The organism is Streptomyces sp. NPDC039423 (assembly GCF_055598725.1).
This window is the reverse complement of record NZ_JBVKAH010000004.1, coordinates 42,967-56,839: the sequence shown is the minus strand read 5'-3', so window position 1 is coordinate 56,839 and position 13,873 is coordinate 42,967. Positions and strand designations below refer to the sequence as shown.

Annotated in this window: 12 protein-coding genes; 3 read left to right on the top strand and 9 right to left on the bottom strand. The window is 74.5% G+C overall.

Going from position 1 to position 13,873, the window contains the following annotated elements:
• Nucleotides 1-57: 57 nt before the first annotated feature.
• The 4 genes from ACZ7LK_RS14450 to ACZ7LK_RS14435 all read right to left on the bottom strand — a co-directional run bounded on the left by ACZ7LK_RS14450 (nucleotide 58) and on the right by ACZ7LK_RS14435 (nucleotide 6,150).
• Nucleotides 58-1,362 (bottom strand): polysaccharide deacetylase family protein, encoded by a 1,305-nt coding sequence (locus tag ACZ7LK_RS14450; protein ID WP_471140756.1) that lies wholly within the window; start codon nucleotides 1,360-1,362, stop codon nucleotides 58-60.
• On the bottom strand, nucleotides 1,359-3,449 hold the full coding sequence (locus ACZ7LK_RS14445; protein ID WP_471140753.1) for a transglycosylase domain-containing protein: 2,091 nt from the start codon (nucleotides 3,447-3,449) through the stop codon (nucleotides 1,359-1,361). Before ACZ7LK_RS14445 ends, ACZ7LK_RS14450 begins: the two co-directional genes overlap by 4 nt.
• 277 nt (nucleotides 3,450-3,726) lie before the next feature.
• Nucleotides 3,727-5,037 carry an LmeA family phospholipid-binding protein gene (locus ACZ7LK_RS14440; RefSeq protein WP_471140750.1) on the bottom strand — a complete coding sequence of 437 codons (1,311 nt, stop codon included), beginning with the start codon at nucleotides 5,035-5,037 and terminating at the stop codon, nucleotides 3,727-3,729.
• A gap of 126 nt (nucleotides 5,038-5,163) precedes the next feature.
• Nucleotides 5,164-6,150 carry a Rossmann-fold NAD(P)-binding domain-containing protein gene (locus tag ACZ7LK_RS14435; protein ID WP_392273807.1) on the bottom strand — a complete coding sequence of 329 codons (987 nt, stop codon included), beginning with the start codon at nucleotides 6,148-6,150 and terminating at the stop codon, nucleotides 5,164-5,166.
• Nucleotides 6,151-6,352: 202 nt separating this feature from the next.
• Between ACZ7LK_RS14435 and ACZ7LK_RS14430 the strand changes: the two genes are divergently transcribed.
• Nucleotides 6,353-7,183: an SDR family NAD(P)-dependent oxidoreductase gene (locus ACZ7LK_RS14430; RefSeq protein ID WP_392273808.1), complete on the top strand. Its 831-nt coding sequence runs from the start codon at nucleotides 6,353-6,355 to the stop codon at nucleotides 7,181-7,183.
• Between the two features lie 39 nt (nucleotides 7,184-7,222).
• On the opposite strand, the gene ACZ7LK_RS14425 is transcribed toward ACZ7LK_RS14430, so the two are convergent.
• Both ACZ7LK_RS14425 and ACZ7LK_RS14420 read right to left on the bottom strand, forming a co-directional pair.
• The gene (locus ACZ7LK_RS14425; RefSeq protein ID WP_392273809.1) at nucleotides 7,223-7,576 is read right to left on the bottom strand and encodes a hypothetical protein; all 354 of its coding nucleotides are present in this window, start codon (nucleotides 7,574-7,576) and stop codon (nucleotides 7,223-7,225) included.
• A 109-nt stretch (nucleotides 7,577-7,685) separates the two neighbouring features.
• Nucleotides 7,686-8,249, bottom strand: a complete 564-nt coding sequence (locus ACZ7LK_RS14420; RefSeq protein ID WP_469464793.1) for a hypothetical protein — start codon at nucleotides 8,247-8,249, stop codon at nucleotides 7,686-7,688.
• A 297-nt stretch (nucleotides 8,250-8,546) separates the two neighbouring features.
• Between ACZ7LK_RS14420 and tpg the strand changes: the two genes are divergently transcribed.
• Nucleotides 8,547-9,101, top strand: coding sequence for a telomere-protecting terminal protein Tpg (tpg, locus tag ACZ7LK_RS14415; RefSeq protein WP_392273811.1), 555 nt, complete (start codon nucleotides 8,547-8,549; stop codon nucleotides 9,099-9,101).
• A 21-nt stretch (nucleotides 9,102-9,122) separates the two neighbouring features.
• Here tpg and ACZ7LK_RS14410 read toward each other — a convergent pair whose 3' ends face one another.
• Complete coding sequence (locus ACZ7LK_RS14410) at nucleotides 9,123-9,965, bottom strand: ATP-grasp domain-containing protein (protein ID WP_469464792.1); 843 nt, start codon at nucleotides 9,963-9,965, stop codon at nucleotides 9,123-9,125.
• 154 nt (nucleotides 9,966-10,119) lie between these two features.
• Nucleotides 10,120-11,055: a class A beta-lactamase gene (gene bla / locus ACZ7LK_RS14405; RefSeq protein WP_392273813.1), complete on the bottom strand. Its 936-nt coding sequence runs from the start codon at nucleotides 11,053-11,055 to the stop codon at nucleotides 10,120-10,122.
• Nucleotides 11,056-11,276: 221 nt separating this feature from the next.
• Here bla and ACZ7LK_RS14400 point away from each other — a divergent pair, with 221 nt between their 5' ends.
• A complete protein-coding gene (locus ACZ7LK_RS14400) occupies nucleotides 11,277-12,842 on the top strand; it encodes an FAD-dependent monooxygenase (RefSeq protein ID WP_471140742.1) in 1,566 nt (521 codons plus the stop codon).
• Here the strand turns inward: ACZ7LK_RS14400 and ACZ7LK_RS14395 are convergent.
• Entirely contained in the window at nucleotides 12,827-13,537 is a 711-nt protein-coding gene (locus ACZ7LK_RS14395) for a ScbR family autoregulator-binding transcription factor (protein WP_392273815.1), read from the bottom strand. The two genes, ACZ7LK_RS14400 and ACZ7LK_RS14395, sit on opposite strands and share 16 nt — an antisense overlap.
• Between the last annotated feature and the right edge of the window lie 336 nt (nucleotides 13,538-13,873).

The window sequence follows — 13,873 nt, the reverse complement described above, 5'->3', positions numbered from 1 at the left end:
CGTCCGCGGACATCGTAGGAGGCCGGGGCCGCCGGGCGGCGGCGCGGTGCGGCCGGGTCACTCGCCCGGCGACGACCACCCGGGGGGCTGGGCCGGGTCGAGCGTGCGCCACTGGGCCAGGACGGCGGGGTCCTGGGCGTCGAGCCAGTCCGTGAGCTCGCGGAAGGAGACGCAGCGGACCTCCTTGCGCGGGCAGACGCTCCGCATGACGTCCTCCACCGCGTCCATGTAGATGCCGCCGTTCCACTCCTCGAAGTGGTTGCCCACGAACATGGGCGCGCGGCTGCCGTGGAAGACGCGCTCGAAGCCGGCGAGGTAGGAGTCACGCGTCTGGGCCCGCCAGGTGGCGTGCATCGCCGGGTCCCCGTCCGTACGTCCCCGGGACTGGTTGTAGAGGTAGTTGAAGTCCATGGACAGGACTTGGAAGTCCTTGCCGGGGAACGGCAGCATCTGGAGCGGCAGGTCCCACACGCCGTTCTTCTTCGACGGCCAGATCTGGAAGTCGCCGGACGAACTGGCGTCGTACCGCCATCCGAAGGGCTTGGACGCCGGTATGAGGGTCTTCTGCCCCTCCAGGCAGGGCGCGCGTCCGCCGACGACCTCGCGGGTGGGGTCGAACGGCAGCGGATCGAGGTCGTCGAAGCCCGTGTTGGTCTTCCAGTTCTGCACGAAGGAGTAGAACTGGTCGATCTCGCTGGTCCACTCCTTCGCGCTCCAGTCGGCGCCGCCCTTGGCCCCGCAGAAGTGGCCGTTGAAGTGCGAGCCGATCTCGTGGCCCTCCTTCCACGCCTTGCCGAGCTGGTCGAGGGTGGTGCGGATGTGTTCGCGGGTGGGGTACGAGATGGCCGCGGCTCCCGGGCCGTGCTGGGGCGGCCGGTAGAGCCCCTTCTTCTCCTCCGGCAGCAGGTATATGCCGGTGAGGAAGAACGTCATGTGGGCGCCGCTGTCCTTCGCCACACGGCGGAAGCGGGAGAAGAGCCGGTCGTCGCCCTCCAGGGCGCCGTCCCAGGAGAAGACCACGAACTGGGGCGGCCGCTGCCCCGGTTTGAGCCGTTGCGGCTTCAACTGACCGGGCTGCGGGCCGGTGTAGGAGGTCGAGCCGTCGCCCAGGACGCGCACCCGGCCGTCCCACGTCTCGTCGGTGCCCTTGCCGCCGGTGGCCCGCTGCCCGGCCGGGGGGCGGGGCGCCGGTGCGGAGGTGCGGTCGGCGGCCGCCGTGGGGTCGCCGTCCGGTCCGCCGTCCGTCAGCAGGGGGAGCAGGCTCGCGCCGGTGGCGAGGAGGACGGCGGCGCCGCCGAGGGCGACACCGCGCCTGGTGGTGCGCTCCCGCAGGCGCCGTAGGGCCGGGTTGTTCCGGATCATCGTGTCTTTTCCCGATCGTTCGCGGCGCGGCCGGCTGCGTCCCGCACCGCGTCCGTGTACTGGTTCCAGATCCCGGCCGGGCGGTCGGACCAGGCCGCGGAGTCGCCGCCGAGACCCTTGAGGGGCAGCGGGGCCAGGCTCTTGGTGAGGTCCATGCGGTAGACCACGACGGCCGTGGCCTCCGTGGCCGTGTACCCGGCGTACCAGCGTGCCGTGTCGTCCCGGGTGGCCCCGGCCTTGCCCGCGTGTCCGTCCGGGGCCGTGCCGGTCGTGCCGGCCGCGCCGTCGGCGGCGCGGGTGAGGGCGTCGGTGACCTGTCCGGCCACGGTGGGGCTCACAGCGCGCTTCTTGCGCGGTGCGGTGAGCGGGACGGGCTCTCCCTTGTGGGTGAGGCGGAGCACCGAGTACGGCTCGGTGTGCGTGCCGCGGCCCGGGAACATGCTGTAGGCGCTGGCCATGCGGATGGCGCTCGGCGTGGAGTTGCCGAGGGAGAACTCGGGCACCGGGGGACCGAGGCTGGAGGCGAGCAGCCCGGCGGACTGCGCGGTACGGCGCACGTACTCCAAGCCGACGTCCATGCCGAGCTGGAGGAAGGGCGCGTCGGCCGACTCCGTCATGGCCTGCCCCAGGCCGATGCGGCCGTGGGAGCGGCCGTCGAGGTTGGTGGCCCTGGCCATCTTGCCGGCGCGGTCCCAGTACGGGCCTTCGGGCGTCCTCAGGGGGACGCCGTCGTTCGCGTCGTACACGGTCGACGGCGTGACCGGGGTGCGGGGACCGCCGCGCTCGCGCTGCACTCCGTGCTCCAGCGCGGCGGCGTAGACGAAGGGCGTGAAGACGGTGCCGGCCGGGACGGTGGCGGCGTTGGACTCGTTGAAGGCCTGCTTCTGGTAGTCGGGTCCGCCGTGGACGGCGAGTATCCGCCCGTCGGGGGCGACCGAGGCGGCTCCGAACCGGGCGTACCGGTCCGCCGGGCGCCCCTGGGGGTCCAGGCCGGCGCGGGCGTCGTCGACGGCCTTGGTGAGCGCGGTCGTGCGGGGCTTCTCGAAGGTCGTGTACACCTGGTAGCCGCCCAGGTCGAACTTCGCGTCGGTGATGCGTCCCGCCCGCTTGGCGTACGTCTCCGCCAGTTCCACCAGGTAGCCGTTCTGGCCGCCGACGGTGCTGGGCGTGGTCGGTGCCTTGGGCTCGGGGAACGTGGTGTAGCGGGCACGTTCGGCGGCGGAGAGCCTGCCGATCTCGACCATGCGGTCCAGCGTCCACGACCACCGCTCCACGGCGCGGTCGTGGTTGGCGCGGGACAGGGCCGGGTCGTACAGCGAGGCGCCCTTGAGCAGGGCCGCGAGGAACGCCCCCTCGCTGGCGTTGAGCTGGGTGACGTCCTTGCCGTAGTACGCCTGGGCGGCGCGCTGGAGACCGTACGTGCCGCGCCCGAACCAACTGGTGTTGAGGTAGTCCTCGAGTATCTGGTCCTTGGTGTGCGAACGGTCCAGTTTGACGGCGAGGAGCACCTCGGTGAACTTGCGCGAGAACGACTGGTCCTGGCTGAGGTAGACGTTCTTGACGTACTGCTGCGTGATGGTCGACCCGCCCTGGGTGTCGCCGTCGCCGACCGTCCGCCACAGCGCGCGGGTCACGCCGCTGGGGGAGACGCCGGGGTCGGTGTAGAAGCCGGCGTTCTCGGCGGCGAGTACGGCCCACCGGACGTGCTCCGGGATCTTCTCCAGGGGCATCTCCTGGCGTCTGACCCAGCCCGTGCGGGCCATCGGCGAACCGTCGGCCCAGTAGTAGACGTTGTCCTGCTGGGTGGCGAAGCCGTTCAGGTCGTCCGGTATCTCGGTGCGGGCGTAGGCGATGGCCACGACTCCCACGAGGGTCCCCACCGCCAGCAGTATCGAGGACAGCGTCTGCCGCCAGGACGGCACCCAGCGGCGCCAGCCGCTCCTGCCGGACCGCGGGTAGTCGGGCCGCCGGAATCCGCGCCGCGTACGGGACTTCGCCTTCCTCCGCCTGCCCCGGGCCCTGGTCAGGGACCTCGCCGCGGTACGCAGGGCGTCCGCCACTCGTGTGTCGTCGGTGTGCTCGGTCATCCCCGTCCAGCCGTGATTCGTGGCCCGGCCCCCACGGCGAGCCGTGGGGGCCGGGCCGGCATCCGATTACCGGCGCGATGAAGCAGTGCGCGAGTGCACGCCAGAACCTGACGGAGCGTGACTCCCGCGATGTCACGTAAAGATAACAGGCCGGTAGGACAGCGCCACGGAGCCCGGTGCCTCACCTCCCGGCGGTACGGGCGGGCCCCTCGGCGCCCGGGGGAGGGCCGCGGACCGGGCGTCAGGCGCCGCGACGGGCCGGGCGGTGGGGCGGGCGTCAGGCGCCGGGACGGGGGCCGGCGCCGGTCGCGGGACCGGCCGCGCGCGGGACGGCGGAGGTGGGCCGGAGGACGGGGAACGCCGACGCCTTCCCGGCCCCGCCCAGGGCGATGCCGGTCCCCGTCAGGCCGATCCGGATGCCCGACCCGTCCACGGCGACATGACGGAGCCGTACGTCCCCGGCCGCGTCGGGCAGGGCGAAGGAGAGCGAGAAGCGGTCGGTGAGCTGAGGGGGTCGCAGCGCCAGCAGGGCGCCGATCAGACCGGGATCGATGCCCGCCTTCTCCAGCAACCAGGGGTTCTCGGCCACCAGATCGACCAGATTGACGCGGGTCAGCCGCTGGAGGAACAGGGGTGAACCGGTCAGCCGGCGAAGTTCCCGCTCACCGCGCAGGGCGTCGTCGATCCGCGACCGGGGCAGCCCCAGCCGCTGGACGACGGCCGGCACGGCGAGCAGTGCCTTGAGGTCGGCCGCCTCACGGCCGAGCCGCCGGGCCGCCTCGGGGTGCAGCCGCAGGCCGGAGACGCCCGGCTCGTCCCCCGGCCGGTAGGTGAACAGGCCGGGCACGTCCAGACGCATGTCCTCGACGGTCGTCGACACCGCCCGGTCACCGTTCTGCCGGACGTGCGCCTCGGCCCGCAGGGTCACCTCACGGCCGGCGACCGGGAGCGCGCCCACGACGTGGATGCCGTCACGCCCGGCACTGCTGAACCGGACGTGCGAGGCGCCGAGTTCGCGGTTCAGGTCGTCGAAGGTGAGCAGGACGTCCCCGTCCATCCGGCCGACGACCGCGCCCTCCACCGACGAGGGCAGGTCGCCGACGATACGGATGTCGCCGGCCGTCGCGTGCACCTCGGCCAGCGACACCTTGTCGGCGGCGACGTCCGGCACGGTGACGTCCACCGAGCCGATCCGCTTGTCCACGACCTGGGTGAGGAAGGGGAAGCCGCCGATCTCGACCTGTGGCCGGGTGGCGAGCCCCAGGGACCGCTGGATCCTGTCCTCCGCCTTCTCCTCCGCGTACGCCACCGCCACCCGGTCACCGGTGGCGAACAGCAGGGCGCCGACGACGGCGGTCACCGTCAGCTTCACCACGACGGGGACGGCCGCGAAACGGCTTTTGCCCCGGTGGTCGGGCGGCGACCAGTCCTCCTCGTCGTCGTCCGAGGGGATGCCGAGACCACGCGGTCCGGTCGTCGCGCGTACCGCCGCCGGCGCCTGCCCGGGGGCCGGTTCCGGGTCGGCGAGCAGGGCCAACTCCTCGTAGGGATTGTGGGGATGCGTCGTTATGCGTGTGGGGGGTCGCATCACCTCATCCCATCACGGCCCCCACCGGTGCACGCAAGCCGGACCGGCCCCGGCGGGACGAGACGTGCGCCACGCCCGGCGGCGCCCCGGCGGGCCGGAACGGGCGCACCGGACGGGCCCGGCCCCTCAGCCGAGCGCGTCCAGCAACGCCCGCTCGCGCGCCGCGCTGAGGCCGGCGCGGCGGGGGCGGTCCAGCCCCTGCTCCCGTTCCCAGCGCAGTGTGTCGGCCAGCAGTCCGGCCCGCGGCCGGTGGCCGAGCCCCGCGCGGCGCGCCGCCGCCCCGCTCCGGGCCGACCAGCCTTCCCAGCCCGGCACGGGCACCCACAACGGCAGCGACTCGTCCCCCATGTACGGGGCCACGCCCTTCGCCGTCAGCCACGCCGAGCCGGCCGCGACCACCGGCCCGGTGTGCTCCCCGGCGGCGCGGGACAGGTCGATCCACTCCCGGAACGGAACGACCGGCCCCACCGCGTCGTACGTACCGACGCCCCCGGCCACGGCCGAGTCGAGCAACCAGGCGCTCAGGTCGCGGACGTCCACCACCTGCGTCGGCATGCCGGGCTCGTCGGGCACCAGCAGGGGCTCCCGCGGCGCACGCGCGGCCCGCGCGACCCAGTAGCCGGAACGGCCGCTGAGGTCGCCCGGACCGCCGATGAGTCCGGCGCGCGCGACCAGGAGGCGGTCGCCCACGGCGGCGGCCGAGGCCTGCTCGCACGCGACCTTCGCCTCCCCGTACACCGAGCGGTCCGCCTCGTCCTCCCCGATCGGCGCCAGGAGGCCCGCCGACTCGTCGGCGCCCGGCGTGGCGTGCGACGCGTAGACGCTGACCGACGAGACGTACGTCCAGTGCCGGGCCCGGTCCCCGAGGGCACGCAACGCGCCCCGGACGAAACCCGGCTGCCACGACACCTCGAACACCGCGTCCCAGGCGCGGTCCAGCAGCGGACCGTACGCCGCCGGGTCCTGCCGGTCGGCGGCCACCAGCCGTGCCCCGTCCGCCACCTGACCGCTCTCCCCGCGTGCCAGGCACGTCACCCGGTGGCCACGCGCGACCGCCTGCCGCGACAGCTCGCGGCCCAGCCACGCCGTACCGCCCAGAACCAGAATCTCCATCCGCCCACCCAACCACCGTGCTCCGGCGGAACCCAGAGGGATCTGCCGACAGCAGACCCGGCGGGGGGAGGACCCACGGTGGCGGGTGCGGCCGCCGGCAGGGGGAGGACCCACGGTGGGGCGGCCGCCGAGCCTGGTGGTGCTGACACCAGGTGCGCCGCACTCTCCCGTACCGGCGTCCGGCCCCAGCAGGGTTGCCCGCATGAGCCGACGTACCGTACTGATCACCGGAGCGACCCAGGGCCTGGGCCGTGGCATCGCACTCGACCTCGCCGCGCGGGGGCACACCGTCCTGCTGCACGGCCGCGACCGCGGCCGGCTCGACGCGGTGGCCGCCGAGGTCACGCGCGCCGCCCCGGGCGCCGTGGCGCGCACCTACCTCGCCGATCTGGCCGACCTCGACCAGGTGAGGGCCCTGGCCGAGCACGTCCGGGCCGCCGAACCCCGGCTCGACGCCCTGGTGAACAACGCCGTCGCCGGCGGCGGCGCCGAGCCGCTGCGGCGGGAGTTCAGCGCCCAGGGGCACGAGCTGCGCTTCGCCGTGAACCACCTGGCCCCCTACGCCCTCGTCCGCGGCCTGCTGCCGCTGCTCACCGCCTCCGCGCCCGCCCGGGTGGTCAACGTCGCCTCGATCGGCCAGGAGACCATCGACTTCGACGACGTGATGCTGGAGCGCGACTACGAGGGCCTGCGTGCCTACTGCCGCAGCAAACTGGCGATGATCATGGCGACCTTCGAGCTGGCCGACGAGCTCCGGGACACCGGCGTCACGGTCAACACCCTGCACCCGGCCCATCTGATGGACACCAACGGGGTGCGGGAGTACGGCCTGACCCCGGCCGTCGGCATCGACGAGGGCGTGCGCCCCACCGTACGGCTGGTGCTCGACCCGGACCTGGCGTCCACCACGGGCCGCTACTTCGACCGGTTCACCGACACCCGGGCCCACGACCAGGCCTACGACCCCGACGCCCGCCGGCGCCTGATGGCACTGACCCACCGCCTGCTGGGCGAGGGGCCGTCCCGTCCCTGACACCACGCTCCACCGCCCCACGGCCGGCGGGGCCCGTCGTCAGCGGAACTCGTGGACCAGCTCGATCCGGCCGACGATATGGGCGTTGAACGCGTCGAGCTCCTCGGCCGGGACCCACAACTCCAGGATCGTCCTGCCACCGGCCTGCTGGACGGGGTAACGGCGGAGGAATACGGAGTCCACCTCGAAGCGCGTGACGAAGCCCGCGCCACTGTGCGGGACGTTCCAGTCGCGCGCGATACGCACCGCGTAGTCCTCGTTCAGGACCGGGTAGAAGATCGGCTGCTCGGGCAGCCGGGGCGGCCAGGCCCGCCACCCCGACGCGCGGACCAGATCGAGTTCCTCGGGGCCGGTCGGGCGCCACAGGGTCGTCGTCTCCGGTCGGCCGGTCATGGGAATCGCTCTCCGTACGTGGTGGGCCACCGGCGTGTCCGGCCGGGGGAGCAGACGGTACGGCACCGGCGACGCGGGGGCCACGGAATTGATCCCGGCCGCCGGGGGCTCAGCCGTACGCCCGATGGCAGAGGCTCACGATGGAGGGGTCCGCGACGCCGTGGGACGCCCGGCACAGGTCCCGCATCCCGACCGAACGGCGGGGGAGGGGCGCCTTGCGGGCGGGCTCGGGGCGGGTCTTCCGGGGCGCCTCGACGGGCCGTTCGGCGCGGGCGGCCGGGCGGTGCGCGCGGGGCGCGGGCCGCCGGTTCGTCGGGGGCGCGCCGCCCGGCCGGTGCTCCGCCCACCGCTGCGACGCCCGGCCCCGGGGCGCTGTCCCGTCCGGCGCCCCGGCTCCGGCTCCGGCCCCGGCCCTGGCGCTGTCCGCCGGCCCGCCCGGTGCCCGGTGCGCGGGCGGCCCGGACGCCGGCCCGACGACGGCCAGTTCCTCGCGGGCGGGCGCCGGGAGCGGCGGCGGTGCCTCCGGTACGGGGGCGGTGCGGCGCTCACCGGCGGGCGCGAGGCCCGGGCGCGCGGCCGACGGCGAGCTCGACACGGTCGTGCAGCCGGACAGGGGCAATGGCACGGACAGGAGCGCGGCGAGGGCGAGCGGGGTGATCCGGCGAAGACGCATCCCTCCACGGTGCCCGGGGCACGGGGTGGCGCACACGGGGCGCGCGAGGCAACCACCGTCACGGGTGACGGCGCGCGAGCCGCGCCCGGGGCACGTGCACGGCGTACCCGGCCCCCGCGCGGCCCTCCCGCCCCCTGGGACCCCCGCGTCCCCCGCACGTCGTGCCCACGGCCGCCGGACCGTCGCCGCGCTGGCCTATCCTGCTGGTCGGGGACGGTGTGGCACCAGCCGGCCCGAACGCCGTCCGCGGCGGCGGGCGGACGCCGCCCGGGACGGACGGGGAGGGAGAGAAGGACGATGGACAGGTTCGGCGAGAGCCTCGACAGGGCGGTGGAGGCGGCGTTCACCCGTCCCGTCCCCCGGTCCGCCGGGGCGCAGGTGCGCTACCTCGTCCGGCAGCTCAAGGGCACCAGGGCCGTCGCCGACCTCCTGGGGGTCTCGCAGCGCACCGTCGAGCGGTACGTCAGGAACCAGATCAAACGCCCCCGCCAGGACCTCGCCGTACGCCTGGAACGCGAGGTGCGGCGGCGGTGGCAGCCGCAGGTCCGCGCCAGGGCGAAGAGGCGGGCCGCCACCACCGACGGCATCGTCATCGACACCCGCGCCCGCTTCGGCTACACCGCGGCGCCCGGCTCCACCGACGACGCCCGGCTGCGCCACCTCACCCAGCCCCTGCCCCCGCGGTACGCCGCCCGCCTCTTCGAGGCCACGGAGCGGGGCGCCTCCGAGCGGGAGCTCCGCGACATCGCGGCGGAGGGACTCCAGGAGGTCTACTTCACGGACCACGGGCGCCGCGCGCCCGGGCTGCTCGTGGAGTTCACCGACATCGACCACGTCGACTTCGAGCTGTAGGCCACGGCCCGCTCCGCCACCTCAGGACCGCCGCTGCCGCCCCGCCGCCAGGAACCGGTGCAGTGAGGCCGTCATCGCGGCGACGAAGGCGTCGCGGGTCCGGTCGTCGACCAGGTCGAGCGAGAGGTACGGATTGAGGTCCTCCAGCTCGACCAGCAGGAGGTCCCCCTCCCGGGTGCGGCAGGCGTCCACCCGCTGGATGCCGTGCGCCAGGCCGTTCCACTCGACGAAGCGCCGGGCGAAGGCGAGGTCGGCCTCCGTGGGGGCGTACGGTTCCAGCACCCAGCGACGGGCCGGGTCGGGGGCGTGCAGGGCGTACTGGAAGGCGTCGTCGACGTAGTAGAACGACACCTCGTAGCGGAAGTCCACGCGCGGCTGGACCAGGATCCCGTCGAAGGCGAGGCCGTCCAGCTCCTCCCGGGACACGAAGGCGAGGCCGATGGAGTCCGCCCCGGCCTTCGGCTTGACCGCGTACGGGCCGCTGCCGGGCAGGCGGCCGAGATCCTCGGGCCGGTCGACGGTCGGGATGACCGGGTACCCGGCGCCGGTCAGGTCCAGCAGGTACTGCTTGCCGGCCATGTCGGCCCGGCCGGTGAGCGGGTTGTAGACCAGGGCGCGCTGCTCCAGGGCGCGGGCCCGGAAGGCGTCGTACGCGTCGCGGTAGTGCAGCACGGGGCCGCTGTTGCGGACCACGACGGCGTCGAAGCGGTCCATCAGCGCCGTCGCGTCGAGCGGATGACACAACGCGATGTCGAAGTCCGCGCGCAGCCGGGAGGACAGGAGGATGTCCTCGTCGCAGTAGCGCCGCCCGCGGGCCGGGTAGGCCAGGTCGGTCACGTACAGGAGGCTCGGGCGGGCGGGCATGGTCGTGCTCCTCGATCGGGGCCCACCATCCTGCCAGCCGGGCGGGGCGGACCCGCCCCGGGGCCGGGGCCCCTGCCCGCGCCGGGGCCGCCGCCCGACGGCACGGGACGGGGCCGCCGCAGGGCGGGACGGGAGCACCCGGCGCGGTCGCCGGTCAGACGTTCTCGACCAGCGCCCCGGAGACGAGGCGGGCCACGGCGGCGACGAGCGCGTCGTCGGCGGGCGCCTCGCGGTCCCGCTTGGTCGTCAGGACGGACAGCACGACGGGCGTCCCGTCGGGCGTCCAGGCGGTCCCGGCGTCGTTGGCGGTCCCGTAGGAACCGGTACCGGTCTTGTCCGCGACGGTCCACCCGTCGGGCAGGCCCGCCCGGAAGCGGTGGGTGCTGGTGCTGGTGGCCAGCATCCAGCGCGTGAGCCTTCGCCGGTCCCCGGGGTCGAGTGCGTCACCGAGGGTCAGCCGGGAGTAGGTCCGGGCGATGGCGAGGGGGGTGGTGGTGTCGGTCCGCCGGTGCGGCTCGGCGGAGTTGAGGTGCGGTTCCCACCGGTCGAGGCGGGTGGTGCGGTCACCGGTGGAGCGGCAGAACCGGGTGATGGCGGTGGGACCGCCGAGTTCCTCCAGGAGCAGGTTGGCGGCCGCGTTGTCGCTGTGGGACACGGCGGCGGAGCACAGTTCCTCGACGGTCATGCCCCGGGCCACGTTCTCCGGCTTTCCGGTGATCGCGTCGTAGCCGGAGTCCTTCGCGTACCGGGCGGTGTAGTGGACGCGCTTGGCCAGGAACGCGCCGTCGTGGTCGAGGTCGCGCAGCACCGCGGCGGCGGCGAGCGTCTTGAACAGCGAGCACAGGGGGAAGCGCTCGGCGGCCCGGTACGCGACCGTCGAACCGGTCCGGACGTTGCCGGCGAACACGCCGATCCGCGCGGAGTGCAGCCGTTCGAGCTCGCGCAGCCGCCGGGAGACGTGGTGCCCCATGGGTAAGGCGGTGGCGTGGGCGGTGCCGCCGGTGGCCACGGACACCGCCGTGGCGGCGGCGATCCCGGCTCCCAGGCCGAGGGCCGTACGGCGTGTGCGGTGTGCGGGGGAGTCGTGCAAGGTCACTTCCCTCTCCGGGTGATCGTCATGACGTCGGTCATCACGCTCCGGGCCGGCGTGACGGTTCCGCAGGGCGCGGGGCGGACGGCGGAACCGGCCACTCACCGAGAGGGGGCCGCCGGGCATCGAGAACCGACCGGTCGCTATATTCCTCACGCGAACGGGCGTATGCGGGGGCGCTGCGGCGGCCCCGCCGGGAAGCGGGAAGAGAGAGCTCCACGATGGCCCCTCAGACGAAGGCGCGGGTACTGGTGGCCGGAGGCGGCCCGGTCGGCATGCTGGTCGCCGCCGAACTGGCCCTCCGGGGAACCGATGTCGTCCTTCTCGAACAGCGCACGACCGTGTCCGAGCGGCCCAAGGCGACCACGCTCCACGCCCGGACCGTGCAGTGCCTGGCCCGACGGGGCTACCTGCCGGCAGGGGGAACTCCCCACGCCGGACGGCCCGGTGACGACGGCGGCGAGACCGGCGGACCGAACGCCATGCCCTTCCACTTCGCCGGCATCCACGGCCTCACCATCACCGCGCCACCCACCGAACCCGTCCCCGTCCTCAAGACGCCGCAGGCCGAACTGGAGCGCCTCTTCGAGTCCCGGGCGCGCGCCGCCGGCGCCCGCGTGCTGCGCGGCCACGAGGTGGTGGGCCTCGAGCGCACCCCGGAGGGTGTGCGGATCGACGCCCGGGGGCCGCGCGGGGACGTGGTCCTCCACGGGCGGTACGCGGTGGGCGCGGACGGCGCGCGCAGCACCGTACGGCGCCTGGCGGGGTTCGAGGCCGACACATGGCCGGCGACCGTCACCGCACTCATGGGACAGGTCCGGCTGGCCGACCCGGAGGCGCTGGCCCCGGGCTGGCAGCGCACCCCGCGCGGCTGGCTCGTCTCCAAGACGATGCCCGACGGCACCACCCACCTGCGCACCCTCAGCGGCGCCGGTCCCCTCGCCGACCGGGGACGGCCGCCGTCCCTGGAGGAGCTGGGCCGGGAGGCGTCGCGCATCGCCGGCCGGGAGATCCTCATGACCGAGGGCCGGTGGTTCAGCAGCTTCAGCGACTTCACCCGGCTGGTCCGCGCCTACCGGTCCGGTCCGGTGTTCCTCGCCGGTGACGCGGCGCACGTGCACTTCCCCGTCGGCGGCCAGGGATTGAGCACCGGGCTCCTCGACGCCCTCACCCTCGGGTGGATGCTCGCCCTCGCGGCCGCCGGCGACGCCGGGGACGACCTGCTCGACGGCTACGACGCGGAGCGCCGTCCCGCCGCCCGGCGCGTCATCGACAACACCCGCGCGCAGGTGGCCCTGATGCGCACCGACCCGGCACTCGACCCGCTGCGGGACTTGTTCACCGGCATGTTCGCGGCCGGCGGGGGCGACGACTGCTTCGGTGCGATGATCAGCGCCCAGGACACCGTGCTCCCGGCGCGATCGCGCTCCGCCCGGGAGGGCACCTTCCTCCGTAACACCGCCCTGGACACGGCGGACGGCCCGACGGACGTGATCCGCCTGCTGCGCGGCGGCGAGCCACTGTTGCTGCTCTTCGGCGAGGCGGGCGAGCGGCACGCCGGTCCGGCGCGTCCCTACGAGGACCGGCTCCGCGTGGTCCGCTGCGCGCCGGTACGGGACCTGGCGGACGAGGCCCTGCTCGTACGCCCCGACGGGTACGTCGGGTGGGCGCCGGACGGTGGCCCGCTCGGGGAGGTGCTCGCCCGGTACTTCGGCGGCGGGGCGGGGCGGACCGCCCGGGCGGACGCCCCGGCGGCGCGGGCCGGGCGGGGTCAGCCGACGGGCTGACGCTCCAGCACCCCGGAGGACGGGCCCGGGCCGGAGGAGGCGCCGGGAGCGGCCTCGGGGGAGGCGTCCAGCTCGCCCAGGACCACGGCCCCCCGGGTCCGCGTGATGTCGATCGAGGCGAGCACCGAGGAGAGCACCACCGTGGGCAGCAGGTGCCGCAGCAGCGCGCAGACCCGGTCCGGCAGGTCCTGGTAGTCGCTGATGGCCTGGGACATCGCCTGGATGCCGGCGAAGCTGCCGACCAGCACCTCGGCGGTCTCGGTCGGGACGACGTGGGGGAGCAGCTCGCCCTGGTCCCGTGCGTCGTGGAGCAGTTGGTCCATCACGCGGACCCAGCGCAGGAACGGCCCCGAGCGGTCCAGTTCGTGCGCCTGCTGGTCCAGCGAGAGGCGGACCCCGGCGCGGACCATGGGATCGGTCTGGAGTCGGTGGGCGTGCAGCATGACCACGTCCACCAACTCCTGCGTCCGGCAGGCCCGCCGGGGGGCCACCAGCCGCTGGTCCTGCTCCGCCAGCACCCCCTGGGCCAGATCGTCCTTGGACTGGAAGTGGAAGTACAGGGCACCCTTGGTGACCCCGGCCTCGGTGAGGATCTCGGAGATCGTGGCCGCTTGGTAACCACGCTGCTCGAACACCTTGGCCGCCGCGGACAGAATCGTCTGACGCGTACGGATGGCACGGTCCTGCTTCGCCACTCTCGCCTCCTCCACCAGCTCATCGCCTGGGGCTCTTCCCCAATAACAAACCGCTGGGTCTGTATATTACAGGTTTCTTCGCACCGCGATCACGATCACGGTGTCCCCCGGTGACCGGGGGCGTCCCGCGACGGCCGCGGGCGAAGGGGCGGCCGGCGCTGATCGTTCCCGCGCTCACCGAGTGACCGGCACGGTACCGCCGAGCCGCACGGCGCGCAGCCCCCTTCGGGCGGTACGTCCCCGTGAGGGGGTCGCCGCCGGGGGGCGTCGGAGTGGCCGGACGGGTGGGGCGGGCGGGTGCCGGGCGCGCCGGGGGCGGTGGGGACGCGGCGCCCA

Excerpts from the sequence above, each read along its gene's own strand:
- ACZ7LK_RS14445 (WP_471140753.1), bottom strand. The coding sequence starts at position 3,449 with ATGACCGAGCACACCGACGACACACGAGTGGCGGACGCCCTGCGTACC.
- ACZ7LK_RS14400 (WP_471140742.1), top strand. The coding sequence starts at position 11,277 with ATGGCCCCTCAGACGAAGGCGCGGGTACTGGTGGCCGGAGGCGGCCCG.
- ACZ7LK_RS14435 (WP_392273807.1), bottom strand. The coding sequence starts at position 6,150 with ATGGAGATTCTGGTTCTGGGCGGTACGGCGTGGCTGGGCCGCGAGCTG.
- ACZ7LK_RS14450 (WP_471140756.1), bottom strand. The coding sequence starts at position 1,362 with ATGATCCGGAACAACCCGGCCCTACGGCGCCTGCGGGAGCGCACCACC.
- tpg (WP_392273811.1), top strand. The coding sequence starts at position 8,547 with ATGGACAGGTTCGGCGAGAGCCTCGACAGGGCGGTGGAGGCGGCGTTC.
- ACZ7LK_RS14430 (WP_392273808.1), top strand. The coding sequence starts at position 6,353 with ATGAGCCGACGTACCGTACTGATCACCGGAGCGACCCAGGGCCTGGGC.
- ACZ7LK_RS14440 (WP_471140750.1), bottom strand. The coding sequence starts at position 5,037 with ATGCGACCCCCCACACGCATAACGACGCATCCCCACAATCCCTACGAG.
- ACZ7LK_RS14410 (WP_469464792.1), bottom strand. The coding sequence starts at position 9,965 with ATGCCCGCCCGCCCGAGCCTCCTGTACGTGACCGACCTGGCCTACCCG.
- ACZ7LK_RS14425 (WP_392273809.1), bottom strand. The coding sequence starts at position 7,576 with ATGACCGGCCGACCGGAGACGACGACCCTGTGGCGCCCGACCGGCCCC.
- ACZ7LK_RS14420 (WP_469464793.1), bottom strand. The coding sequence starts at position 8,249 with ATGCGTCTTCGCCGGATCACCCCGCTCGCCCTCGCCGCGCTCCTGTCC.